At 63.3% G+C, this 12,889-nt stretch carries 9 protein-coding genes; 5 read left to right on the top strand and 4 right to left on the bottom strand.

What is annotated here, in order from left to right; genetic code table 11:
• The first annotated feature begins 51 nt into the window (after positions 1 to 51).
• A complete protein-coding gene (locus WD012_RS02890) occupies positions 52 to 1,245 on the top strand; it encodes a hypothetical protein (RefSeq protein WP_339562299.1) in 1,194 nt (397 codons plus the stop codon).
• A gap of 66 nt (positions 1,246 to 1,311) precedes the next feature.
• Positions 1,312 to 2,052 carry an alpha/beta hydrolase gene (locus WD012_RS02885; RefSeq protein ID WP_339562298.1) on the top strand — a complete coding sequence of 247 codons (741 nt, stop codon included), beginning with the start codon at positions 1,312 to 1,314 and terminating at the stop codon, positions 2,050 to 2,052.
• A 555-nt stretch (positions 2,053 to 2,607) separates the two neighbouring features.
• On the opposite strand, the gene WD012_RS02880 is transcribed toward WD012_RS02885, so the two are convergent.
• Positions 2,608 to 4,686: a cation:proton antiporter gene (locus WD012_RS02880; protein WP_339562297.1), complete on the bottom strand. Its 2,079-nt coding sequence runs from the start codon at positions 4,684 to 4,686 to the stop codon at positions 2,608 to 2,610.
• A 214-nt stretch (positions 4,687 to 4,900) separates the two neighbouring features.
• On the opposite strand from WD012_RS02880, the gene WD012_RS02875 reads away from it, so the two are divergent.
• Complete coding sequence (locus WD012_RS02875; RefSeq protein ID WP_339562592.1) at positions 4,901 to 5,332, top strand: nucleoside deaminase; 432 nt, start codon at positions 4,901 to 4,903, stop codon at positions 5,330 to 5,332.
• Between the two features lie 75 nt (positions 5,333 to 5,407).
• Here WD012_RS02875 and WD012_RS02870 read toward each other — a convergent pair whose 3' ends face one another.
• On the bottom strand, positions 5,408 to 7,621 hold the full coding sequence (locus WD012_RS02870; RefSeq protein ID WP_339562296.1) for an alpha-galactosidase: 2,214 nt from the start codon (positions 7,619 to 7,621) through the stop codon (positions 5,408 to 5,410).
• A gap of 658 nt (positions 7,622 to 8,279) precedes the next feature.
• Here WD012_RS02870 and WD012_RS02865 point away from each other — a divergent pair.
• Positions 8,280 to 9,125, top strand: a complete 846-nt coding sequence (locus WD012_RS02865) for a sulfite exporter TauE/SafE family protein (RefSeq protein ID WP_339562295.1) — start codon at positions 8,280 to 8,282, stop codon at positions 9,123 to 9,125.
• 34 nt (positions 9,126 to 9,159) lie between these two features.
• On the opposite strand, the gene WD012_RS02860 is transcribed toward WD012_RS02865, so the two are convergent.
• A complete protein-coding gene (locus WD012_RS02860) occupies positions 9,160 to 9,867 on the bottom strand; it encodes a response regulator transcription factor (protein ID WP_422614347.1) in 708 nt (235 codons plus the stop codon).
• 42 nt (positions 9,868 to 9,909) lie between these two features.
• Positions 9,910 to 11,709 carry a sensor histidine kinase gene (locus WD012_RS02855; protein ID WP_339562294.1) on the bottom strand — a complete coding sequence of 600 codons (1,800 nt, stop codon included), beginning with the start codon at positions 11,707 to 11,709 and terminating at the stop codon, positions 9,910 to 9,912.
• A 141-nt stretch (positions 11,710 to 11,850) separates the two neighbouring features.
• Between WD012_RS02855 and WD012_RS02850 the strand changes: the two genes are divergently transcribed.
• Positions 11,851 to 12,753: a DUF5067 domain-containing protein gene (locus WD012_RS02850; RefSeq protein ID WP_339562293.1), complete on the top strand. Its 903-nt coding sequence runs from the start codon at positions 11,851 to 11,853 to the stop codon at positions 12,751 to 12,753.
• Positions 12,754 to 12,889 lie beyond the last annotated feature (136 nt).

The following is a 12,889-nucleotide window of genomic DNA, read 5'->3' as shown; positions in this document are numbered from 1 at the left end:
CATGGCTCTTGCGCAAGCATGGCGAGTATGGCGGGAAACGTGAATGAAGGCATGATGACAGACGACGGACAGACGGAACCGGAGCCCACGTCCGGGCAACAGCGCACGCCCGGCAGCCGTCAGGAGGGTGGCTGGGACGACCCGCTCAACCCGTGGGGCGTTTTGTACGGCCGTGCGCAGGTATCACCTCAGCCGGATGACGACGTGATCGCCGCGCATCAGCTGGAACGTGAACGCATGTCCCTGTCGCCACAAGCCTCGGCTGCATATGCGGCCGGCAAGGCGCCGGTACCGTCGCCGCAGCGAGACGAACGGGGCGATTTGGCGACCGCAGGGCAGGGGGGCGCCGCAGGGCGGGCGTCAGACGCTGAACCATTGGCAGCGGCCGATTCCAATCAGAGTTCCAGCCAGGAGTCCGACCATGGTATCGAGTCGGTTCCCGCCGGGCATCCGACGGTCGGGCATCCCCGCGAACACGAGTTCCACGCCGGCGAAAACCGCGACCCGCACGCGCTTGCAGCCCCACGGCCCAAACGGCAACGCAAGTCCATCCCCACCTCCGTATGGATTGCGTCCGGCGCGGCCTGCAGCGCCATTATCGCGCTCGCAGCTTCGGCGTTCGCGACGGTCCGCGCGGTCGCCCCGGGCAAGTTGCCTCAGCTTTCCGCTGTTCCCGTTTCGGTATTGACCGCCGTCGGCTGCGTGTTTGCGGTGCTGGCGATCATTTTGGTGATCGCGGCCCGCGTCGCGGACTCGAAGCGCCGCAAGCACGGGTATATCGGTACAACCGCCATCGTGCTTACCGCTTTGGCTGGCATGCTGATTGCCGGCGCGCTGGTCGTCGGCAACTTCTTCCCCGACGGCATCATCAAAGCGTCTGGACGTGATGACGCTCCGGTCAACAGCGTGTCACGCATGGAAACCGATATCGAGGCGGTGACCGAGCGATGCACGGACGGCTGGCAGGTTATGGACGTCAGCGGTTACCCCGGCATGAGTGCGGTGGCGGTATGCAAGGCCACGCGGATGGCGTTCGTCACCTTCGACAGTGCGTCGGCCGCATCCATGTACCGCAGCGCGATCACCTCGAAGATCTCGTCCACGCTGGACAGCTACGCCACCGACTCGCGCGCCCAGGGCGAATGGCGCATCCTCAGCGGCGAACGCTGGATAGCCTTCGGCCAGAAATCCGACATCGAGGCCCTACACAAGCAGTGGGGCGGCACCATCAGCACCGTGCAGTGAGCGTTGCCTCCTTCAAATGGCGCACCGGCTGATGACCGCGGACAATTCGCGGGTATATTGGGCGGTATGAGTGAATCTTCGCAGCTGGTGGGTCGTGAATCGAACGTGGTGCCAGGGCGGTTCGGCGAACCGATGCAGGTGCGCGAAGCACAATGGTCGCGCGGCGGCGGCAACGCGCAACCCAATCGTCCGATGCTGCTGTGCCTGCACGGCTGGGGGTCGAACGAGCAGGATCTGGCGGATATGATGCGCTACGTGGCGCCCTACAACGATTTCGTGTCGTTGCGTGCGCCGCTTGTCTTGCAGGAAGAACGCGGACCGGTTCCGGGCGCCTACACATGGTTCCACGACTGCGTGCCGACCGGCGAGGATCTGGACCGTGACGCCTTCGCCGCCGCCAACGCGATCGATGCGTGGGTGTCGGAGCGTATCCCCGCAGAGCGTGACGTGGTGCCGATCGGCTTCTCACAAGGCGGGTTGCTTGCGATTCACCTGCTGCGCGTGCATCCGGAACGGTACCGTGCCTCGATTTCGCTGTCCGGATTCCTCGCCCCAGCACGGGTTCCGGGCACCGCCCCCGCGGATGACCGGCTCGCCGACCTGCAAATCCCGACCTTCTTCGGCTACGGTCAGGCCGATACCGTGATTCCCGCGTATGAGATCCACGCGATGTCCGCCTGGCTGGAGGAGCACACCTGGCTGACGGAGAAAAGCTACCGCGGGCTCGACCACGCGGTGAGCCTGCAGGAGTTCAACGATCTGCGCCAGTGGCTGATGCTGCACAACATCACGTCCGGCATACTGTGAGCGGCGTGTGCCGGCTGTGTGTGAGGATTGATTCACAATGTGGCCCTCAAGGCGGAGCAAATCGGCTGGATAGGTATCGATGGGCGTCATCGTGTGAGGATTGGCTCACACAATGGCCACTGTGGTTGCGCAAATCGACCGATGAGACGCCAGCAGGGGTGGGTGTGTGAGGATCGGATCACACGGTGACCCTCGAGATGGCTGAAATAAACTGGCTGGGCGCCCGCAAGGGTGGCTATGTGAGGATTGGCTCACACAGCCGTACATGGCGGATGTCCGGGCGTTCTGGGCTAGGGGTTCTGGGTTTGTCAGAGGCGGTTGTGTGAGGATTCGCTCACAATGTGGCTCCCTGGAGTGGCTCAAATCGGATGATTGGACGATGACGGCTGCCTCCATGTGAGGATTGGCTCACATAATGACCACTGTGGTGGCGCGGATTGACTGATGAGACGCCAGCAGGGGTGGCTATGCGAGGATTGACTCACACACCCACCCCTGCCGGCGTCTCAGGCCGGCCGCCTGGAAGCCAAAGGCGGCGGTTGTGTGAGGATCCGCTCACGCCCCGGAATCCGCATCCACCTGCATCACATACACGTTGCGACGCAACTGCCGCATCTGGGCACGGTTGATCCGCCCGTCCTCGAACAGGTCCTGGATGATGCCCAGCTCAATTGCGTAACTGTCGCGCTTGACATCCTCCACCTCGTTGATGGTCTCCGCGCTGCGCTCCATATTCGGCCGGTTACGCAGGGATGCCTCGGCACGCTGATAATCAAGGATCAGCGCCGAACAATCCTCGGTATTGTAGGTGCCCGCATGCATCTGCTCATACAGCTTGCCGATCACCACATGAATCGCTTCAAGCTGGGTGCCGCGAACGGCCGCGTAAATCTCATCTTCGCTCATCAGCGGGGTCGTACGCAGGATTTTGCCGTAAATCCGCCGCACCAACAGGGATACCCGGCGTTGCAGCGCACGGAACCGACCGCGAATCTGCGATACCGCCTGCGAATTTCTTGACCCCGCCGTCGCATGGCGCAACGTGGTCATCAACTGGTCGAGCATGCGCTCGCAGGCTTCGATATGCAGGTCGCGCTGGTGTGTTGCCGCTGGGGTTGCTGGCTCCTCATTTTTCAGGTCGATGATCCGCTGCTTGAGGAAGTCTTTCTCCCACTGCAGCGCCTCGATTTGCAAGGCTTCGAAACCTTGCGGGTCAGCGCTGCCGATGCGGTGTTTGAGCCGGGTGATGCGCTTGGTGTACGAGTCGATGACCGCGAGCACCGCCCGCCGATTCTCCGGGGTGACGCGGCGGGCAAGCTCCTCCACGGTCTGGCGCAGCACTTCCACGGTGATGTCGTCCATCTCCTTGGTGCTGTGCAGATGGGTGGGCGCAAGCAGCGGCAGCAGGAAGTTCGCGAGCAGCAGCGTCACGATGATGACGCCGGCAGCCACGAATATCAGTTCGTCGCGCATCGGGAACGCTGCTCCCGCGGCGATGGTGTACGGGATGGTGAACATCAGGGACAGGGTGATGGTGCCTTTCGGTCCGCCGAAGGTCATGATTGCGGCGGAACGCCAACGTTCCGGGGTCATCCGGCGACGTCGGCCGGTGCGCTGGTCGCGGGCGATGCGCAACATGGCGGCCACCCACACGAACCGCATTGCGACTACCACGGTGGACACCAGCGCGATGATCCCCAGGAGCATGACGTTACTTTCGGTGGGATCCGACCATGTTTTCCCCAGCACGTCCGGCAGCATCATGCCCAGCATAATGAACACGGAACCATTCAATGCGAACGACAGTACCGCCCACACGCTGGAGGATACGATGTTGGTGCGGGCGACATTTGGACCCACGCCGCTGCGATCATATTGAGCGATCAGGCCCGCCGCGACGACCGTGAGAATGCCGGAAACGCCGATCGCCTCCGCGCCCAGATACAGCAGGAACGGCAGGAACAACTCCATCAGGATGCGTGATGTGGTGGTTTCCCAACCGAAGGATCGCATCAGTCCGAACAGCCAATTGGCGATGATGCCGAGCACCAAGCCGAGCAGGGCTCCGCCGAAGAACGAGACGGCGAACTCTTCGGCCGCGGCCCCGACGGAGAACGTTCCTGTGATAGCCGCAAGAATCGAGAACTGGAATCCGACGATGCCGGAAGCGTCGTTGAACAGGGATTCGCCTTTGAGAATTCCGCGTTGGCGTTCGCTCAACGTGGCTTCATGGCTCAGCGATGTCACGGCGACCGCGTCGGTCGGGCCGAGCGCCGCACCCAGTGCGAAGGCGGCGGCAAGCGGCACGGCAGGCCAGGCGGCATGCGTCACGTAGCCGACCGCGACCATGGTGGCGATTGCCAGCCCGATGGCCAGCGACAGCGAGAGTTTGAGATTTTTCAGCAGCGTTGTCTTGTCGATGCTGCGCGCCTCGAGATACAGCAGCGGGGCGATGAACAATACCATGAACAGTTCCGGGTCGAGAGTGACATCCGGGAAGAACGGCAGTTGGGCTGCGGCGGCCCCCAGCACGATTTGCACGAGCGGAGTGGAGATTTTCGGAATGAAGCGGCTGAGGAACGAAGACACCACGACCGCGCCGACAATGCACAGGACGAGGGTCAGTTCCGTCATGATGCCGCCTTCCTTGGACTGGGTGGGCTCCGGTGGGCTCGCGGGTTCGGGTGCTCGGTCGCGTTGTACCGCCGCGTGGCGCGTGGTATCCGTGGATGATTCCCAGCGTACCGGGTGCAGATGAATTCTGTTCGCTGCAAGCGGTGCCGCTAGACTGGCTGGTATGGCGGAAACAGGAAGCCGCGCGGCAGACAGCGGAACGTTGCACGGACAGATGCAGCTGGCGCTGGATCTGGCGCGTGAGGCGGCACGGGATGGTGACGTGCCGGTGGGCGCAGTGGTCATCGGCGCTGATGGCGCGGTGCTTGGGCGCGGGCGCAATCTGCGCGAGCATGGCGGCGACCCGTTGGCCCACGCTGAAGTCGAGGCGATGCGGCAGGCCGCGGCCACACAGGGAAGCTGGAATCTTGCCGATTGCACGCTGGTCGTCACCTTGGAACCGTGCCCGATGTGTGCTGGGGCGTGCCTGCAAACCCACATCGGGCGCATTGTGTTCGGAGCGTGGGACGCCAAACTCGGCGCCTGCGGTTCGGTATGGGACATTCCACGCGACCCGCATGTCGGCTCGTTCCCTGAAGTCTACGGGGGAGTATGCGAGGGCGAGTGCGCCCGTCTGCTCGCGGATTTCTTCAGCCCCAGGCGGTGAATTGGACCGTCTGGGGCTGAGATGTCACGTCACACGCGCGCACCTCAAGCGCACGCATGTGAGTGACATGCGAAGTCACACGCGCACGGCCTCGAACAGCACGGCTTGCGCCGGGTGCAGGCTTGGCGGACGGACGCCATAGGTTTCAAGCGCGACCGCAGGCAATGTCACACCGTCGGCGGTCCACCAGCCGAGCGCGGACTGCCCGTTGCCGATGCCGTCGGCGTCGAGATCAAGGCTGACCGACAGCGGCTTGACCTGGTACACGGCATCCGCATCGAGTCCAGGAAGATCGACCGGCGCCGCCGGGTAGGTCTGCGACGTGGTCAGCTGCGTGAAACGGTACACGGCGTGCGAGCGGTCGGCGCTGACGATGCCGTCCAGGCGCACTGCCGGATCCGCGGTATCCGCATGCACTGCCGTCCCGGTTTCGAACATCGCGCGATGCTCCTTGTATGCGCGCACCCACGCGGCCAGTTTGTCCAGGTCCTCCTGCGACTCCTTGAGCAGGTTCCACTCGATGCCCATATGCCCGAAGAACGCCATGGCCATCCGTATGTCCTGGCTGGTCGCACGGTGTGTCGAATGCGCCGGGCTGGCGCCCACATGCTCACCCATCATCTCGGGCGGTACCAGCAGCGACGTGTAGCGCTGAATATCGGCCCGCTCCACGGGATCCACGCAATCGGACACCCAGATGCGGTCGGCGAAGCGCAGAATGCCAAGGTCGATACGGCCGCCGCCGGAGGAGCAGCTTTCGATTTCGAGTCCGGGATGCGCGAGTTTCAGATCACGGTAGATCCGGTATACGGCGAGCGTCTGTTCGTGCACGGCTGGCTTGCCGGAGCGCGGGGACACCGCTTCGGTGACGAGCTTGTTGTGATCCCATTTGATGTAGTCGATGCCCAGTTCGCCGACCAGATGGTCCATCGCGCCGAACACGTAATCGTATGCGTCCGGATTGGTCAGGTCGACGACCTGCTGAGATCGTCCTTGCATCGGCAGGCGGCCGGGAGCGGGGCGAAGCACCCAATCCGGGTGGTTGCGGAACATGTCTGAGTTCGGGTTGACCATCTCCGGCTCGAACCACAGGCCGAACTCCATGCCCTTGCCATGCACGTAGTCGGCAAGCGCCTTGAGGCTTTTTGCGCCGTCGGGCCACACGTCCTGCGAAATCTGCCAGTCCCCGAGGCCGGCGGTGTCATCGCGCCGGGCGCCGAACCAGCCGTCATCCACAACGAACCGCTCCACACCGCTGTCCACGGCCTTGTCCGCGAGTCGGACAAGCGTGTCGTAATCATGCTGGAAATAGACGGCCTCCCACGTGTTGAGGATGACCGGACGCGGCTTATTGACGAAATTCGGGTGCTGCGCGCGCACGAACTCGTGGAAGCGGTGGGCGACCTCGTTCAGCCCGGTGCCGAACGCGCCATACACCCACGGCGTGGTGTATTGGGCGCCATGCTCCAGCGTGATTTCGCCGCCGAACAGCTTCTCGCCGCCGCCGATCACGCCCTGCGTGTAGGGCAGACGTTCCGCGGACAGCACGCTGTTGCCGCTCCAACCCACATGCACGGAATACACGTCGCCATGCTCGAAGCCGAATCCGGGGGCGCCGGCGGTCAGGAGCAGGGACGCGTCAAAGTCGGGGCGCCCGGCCATGGAAAGCTTTTCGAAGCGGCCGACGGTGAGCGGCTGGCGCTGCGGTGAGCGCTCACGCAGATGATGACCGGTGGTGGTGAGGATTTCCACCGCCTGCTGAGGCATCGGATACCCGAGTTCAACACCGTTGACATCCAAGATGCCGTCACCGAGATTGGTGATGGTGGCGGATTGGCGGATCAGGCCGGAATCGGTCAGCTCGCAGGTCCATTGCAGGGCGACCTGCTGGTCGGCGTCCTGTGCGTCGACATTGATGATGGAGGCACCCTCGTTGTCTCCTGCGGCGGGGCTGATGGAGGTGACGACGAAGTCGCAGAACAGCTCACGCCCGTCACGGCGGATATCGATGCGTTGCGCGCCGATCCACGATTCAGCCTGCGTGGGCAGAATGCTCGGCCATGCGGTGTTGTCCAATGCGCCGGACACGCGTTGCGGTTTGAGCGCGTCATACAGGTGCACGAGGGTTTCCGGGTGTGTCAGTGGACGCCCCCAATGGACGAACCGGGGGAGAGCCTTGCCGGGGAAAACCAGCGCGAACGCCACGTTGGCGGCGGCGTTCTCCGCATATACCGCAGTCAGGTCGGTGCCGTCGTTCGCTGTTCCGGGGATGATGGTGATGCGCGTCATTGCACTCCTTTGGTCGGTCGTTGTCGGTCGGTCGTTGCTGGCCTGTAGTTGCTGGCCTGTCGTTGTCCGTTGGATGGGCTGGTACCGTACCGGTTCAGTGTTGCTCCTGTCTGGGTTGTACTGCCCGGCGTCATGGTTGCATGGTAGGTGTTCCGGCTTTCCTTGTCTCATGGCGCGTGTCGCCTGCATTGCGCAAGAAAAACAAGGGCGATGGGGGCAGTTGGGAGGGGTGGAAGCGTGGATTGCGGCGCTGCCGAGGCTTGGATGACCGGTGGGCGGTCCGCGTTGGCGGAATCAGCCGGCAATATTCACGGTGCGGAAAGGATACCGAAGGATATGCCGCATCAGTAAGAGAAGCGTCCATGTCGAATCGTTGATATTCCGCGGTTATCATCATCGGTTGCACGCCCGGCTGTAGTCGCCGGCACCGGTTTCCTTTCCATACTGTGCGCACCGGCCATCGAAATGTGCGGTACGGGCTAACGGACCGGAGGAACAATGGCAAACCCGTCAAGTGGCGTCGCATGCCGGTCAGGCATCGCCACTGTCATGGAACGGGACGGTGGCGCCCGTCTGCTGCGTCGCGCGCTACAGTTGGCGCCAAACGCATCGCATACCATGCGGCACCCGCATGCCGCGCCCGAAAGAAAGGACAGCCATGGCGTATTCCAACACCCAGGACCATGACGCGCTTGGCGGCAATCTGCCTCGTCGTATCGCAGCGCTCGTAGCGGTGGGCATACTGTCGGGCCTCATGTCCGGCCTGTTCGGCATCGGCGGCGGCACGATTATCGTCCCGGCTCTTGTCTGGCTCGGCCTGACGCAACGGCATGCTGTCGCCACGTCGCTCGCCGCGATCGTACCGACGGCCATCGCCGGCGTGATTTCGTACGCGCAATCCGGCCATGTGGACTGGATTGCCGCGCTGCTGCTCGCCTGTGGCACAATCGTCGGAGCGCAACTTGGCAGCTGGCTGCTGTCACGATTGCCGGAAATGGTGTTGCGGTGGGCTTTCGCGGCATTTCTCGTATTCGTGATTGTCTCGCAGATCGTCGGCACGCCATCGCGTGACGGCACGATTCACATGACGTTCCTGACCGGTACTCTGCTGGTGCTTCTTGGCGTGTTCGTCGGCACGTTGTCCGGCCTGCTCGGTATCGGCGGCGGGGCGATTGTCGTGCCGGCGCTGTCGCTGGTGTTCGGCGCGAGCGATCTGGTGGCCCGCGGCACGTCACTGCTCATGATGATCCCGAACGCCATCGCCGGCAGCGTCGCGAATGTCCGGCGCGGCTTGGTCAACCTGCGTGACGGTCTGATCATCGGTGTGGTTGCGGCATGCCTGACGCCCGCCGGCACGTGGATCGCCGGCTCGATCAGCGCTCGCATGGGCGCCAACCTGTTCGCCGTCTACCTGTGCGTGATCGGCGTGCGCTCCGTGTGGGCCGCCGTGAGCGTGACCCCCGCCTTGGCAAAACGGCTCCCGCACCGCGAGTCCGGGTGCTGACAGCGGCGCCTCAGACGGCGCTTGCCCTCCACGCTTACCGTCCGGACCGCTCCACCAGCCTCGCCAGCTGCACCCGGTTCATGCTCAGGCGTTCGCTGGCGCTGGACAGATGCGCTTTGACCGTGCGTTCGGAAATGAACATCCGTTCGGCGATTTCCTGATTGCTCATGCCTTGCGCGGCCAGTATCACGGTTTCCCGCTCCCGCTCGGGCAAGCTGTCGAGCATGCGTCTGGCTTCGTCCTCGCGGGCGTTGAGTCGTGCGCTCGCCATATCGTCCAGCAGCTGGCGTTGTGCGGCTTGATTGAATTGCGGTTCGCCGTCGCGCACGGCGAGGATCCGCTCGATGATGGTTTGCGGCGCATCGGTTTTGGAAACGAAGCCCTCCGCCCCCATCTCCACGGCGCGTTCCACCGTGCGCTGCGGGCTGAGCGAGGTGAGGATCAGCACATGCGTGCCCGGGCTGACGCGTCGCACGCGGTCAGTGGCTTCGATCCCGTCCATGGCGGGCATATCGATGTCCATAAGGACGACGTCTGGATGGTCGCGTTCGGCGGCGGCAACGGCCTGCATGCCGTCCGCGCACGTGTCGAGGACGCGGATTCGACCGCGGGAATAGTCCTGCAGAATCAACGCCATGGTCTGGCGGATCATGGGGTCGTCATCGGCGATGATCACGGTTGCCGGGGCTTCGCCGCCCACCGCCGCGCCATCTGGCTGTTCCGTCTTCTCTTGCGTCCGCACGGCTCCATGATACCGGGAATGCCGATACCTGCGATTCGCTGTTCAACGTGCGGTGCCCGTTCCTAGGTGTTTCGCTCCAGATGCCTGTTGCGTGGTGTTTCCCGGTGGGAGTGTCACGTCAAGATGGAAGACGCTGCGCTGGTCGGTTCCCCACGTACAAGTACCGCCGAAGGCCGTCACGCGTTGGCGGATGCCACGCAAACCGTTGCCGCCTGCGGGTTTGCCATCGGGCTCGTTGCTGGTCTCGTTGCCGTTGGCGGCCGTGTTCCTGATGTCGCTGCCGCTCCCGCTCCCAGTGGCATACCCAGGTGCCTGCACTCCGGTCGGATTGCTGATATGCACGCCGATGCCGTGCCCGGCGGAACAGGTGACCTCCAGCTCGATGGTCTGCCCGGGGGCGTGCCGCCGCGCGTTGGTGAGCCCCTCCTGGACTGTGCGGTAGGCGATTTTTGCGATATCCGGGTAGATGGTGCCCATGTCCTGGATGTCGATCCAAGTGTCGATGTGCGTGCCTGCGGCTTTCGCGTCAGCAATCAGGCCGCTTAACGATTCGCGTGACAGCGACGTAGTATCGTCCGGGCCAAGCGTTTGCCGGGCTTTGTTCGGATTGCGCAGCAGATCGATGATGCTGTGTGCTTCGTCCAACGCCCCCGCCGCCTGCTTGCGGATATCTTCGGCGCGTTGCGCTATGTCGTGTAGTTGCTGGTCGGTGATATTGCCGGTTTCGAGCGTCCCGCATTGCACTTGCAGGGCAGAGGCGTTGACCGCTATGAGCGACAGGCTGTGCGCGAGCGTGTCATGCGCCTCCGTGGCGATCGCATCCGCCAGCTGCTGGTTGGCGAGGTCGGATTGCAGCATCTGCGCGCGATCCTGCTGTTGCGCCGCCTGCCGTTGGGCACGTCGGGCACGTGAAGTGTTGCGGTTCGCCACGCCGACAATCACTGCGATGGCGATGGATATCACGGCGAGGAGCAGCCCTGACCACAGCATGCTCAGTTGGCTCGCCGCGTGGATGACGTGTCCTTGATCGTTGGTGCTGGACAGCATGGTGCCGATGATGGAGTATTCGGCGGGCATCAACGCGTCACGCAGACGGGAGATGACGGTTGCCGCGCTGCTGAGCGCGATGAGTCCGTAGATGCGGCGATCCGGGTCGCGACGAGCAATCAGCGCGCTCTGCGCCATGAGGGCGGTCAGCGGGCTGATTGGCAGGCAGATGGTCATTATCGCGGTGATTAGGCACACGAATTCCGGTTTCTCGTCGCGGTTGCGAAGCAGGAAAGGTAGTGCGGCACCGGCGACCAAGCCGATCAGCGACCAGAACATGCCGATATCGCTGTGCCACGCGGACATGCCTTCGTAGATGAACGCCGGTTGTACGATTCCGCAGGCGATCGCACATGCGAGCATAATCGTTGTGATGGTGACGCGGCGGGTTTTCCCGTTGCCCGATGCACCGGTATCGGTTCTTCCGGCTTGCTGCCGGGGCGTCGTGTACGGGTGTTGCGGCATGTACGGTTGCGATGGTTGTGGTTGTGGTTGCGGTTGTGGCTGCTGAGGCTGTGCCGGCTGTTGGAACTGCCGGGATTGCTGTGTCATGTACGGCTGTTGGTACTGGTACGCGCCTTGGTGCGCGCTCTGGAATGAGCCTTGGGACGGCCCCTGGAATGGGCCGCCGCCGTATCCATATCCTTGTCCGCCGTATGATGCCCGGTAGCCGACTTGTGTAGGCGCCACAGCGGAAGGCGCCTGTGGTGTTTCGCCGACGCCGTACATTCCGGTGGTCCCCACACCCATTTGCCTGTCGGGTTCGCCGCCCGGACGCCCTCCTGCTTCGCTCATGCCGTCCACTGTACTCAGTGAATTGCCGCGCCGCCATTGCCCTTTCGGGCATATCGGCACGGCCTGTCGTACACTTTCCGCTTCTTTTCATAGCCCGTAGCGTGGGGATTGTCCTGATCGGAAGAGAAAAGCGAGGATGACATGGACGACAACCAACAGTATGGGACCCAGCCGTACGGCAGCCCTCAGACCGTATATTCACCGCAGCCGCAGGGCGCGCCCACGATGCCGGCGACTCCTGGGGCGCTCCCGCCGAACACCGTGTACCCGCAGCCTGTGCCAGGCGGCGACCCGGATGATGATGTCCCGCGCAAGCTGAGTGCCAGCGCGGTCGCAGGACTGGTCCTTGGCATTATTGGCATCATCTTCAGTTTCATCCCGATTGTCAACAATGTTGCGTTTATTCTCGGCATCATCGGTCTAGTGTTCGGCATCATCGGTTTGGTCGCGACCAAGCGTGGCGGTAAGCGTCGCGGCAGGGGACTTGCGATTGCCGCCGTCATCCTGACGGTGCTGGCGATGGTGATTACGCTGGTGATGCAGCAGGCGACCGGCAAGGCGCTTGATGATGCGCTCGGCACGTCTTCCGCCACATCCCAGTCGGCCTCGTCCGGTGCGAAGAAGGAAAGCGGTGATTCGTCGTCTTCTTCAGCGGCGGCGTCTGGGGCGCAGGATACTGAGGGTGATCTTGGCCAGCTTCATGTCAAGATTGTGTCCGCAGCCAAGTCCGGGGCCGACTACAACGGCCAGCCGACCGTGCTGGTGACCTACGAGTGGACGAACAACACCGACAAGAACCAGGTGTTCTCGGTGGCCACTTCCGCGAACGCCTTCCAGAACGGTAAGGAGCTTGATATGGCGATCTACACGGAAGCGCCGGCCGGCTATGATTCCAACGCCAGCCTTCAAGAGATTCAGCCCGGTGCCACCCAGCAGGTGAGCGTTGGCTACGTGCTTCAGGATGATTCTCCGGTGGATGTCGAAGTGAGCGGCACCCTTGACTTCTCGGGCGCCAAGGTCTCGCACACCTACCAGCTGCAGTAGGGGATGCAGCGCGGTTCCTGAATGCGGTTCGGGGCTGTGTGGTCGACGATCTGTCGGCTGCACAGTCCCGTGCTTGTTTGTGTGTGAGGGTTGGTGTATGTGAGGATTCGCTCGCACGCTGGCCATGCCGATGGCG

It is taken from the genome of Bifidobacterium thermophilum (assembly GCF_037482445.1).
In the GTDB taxonomy this organism is placed as follows: domain Bacteria; phylum Actinomycetota; class Actinomycetes; order Actinomycetales; family Bifidobacteriaceae; genus Bifidobacterium; species Bifidobacterium thermophilum_B.
This window is presented reverse-complemented; position numbering and strand designations above follow the sequence as displayed.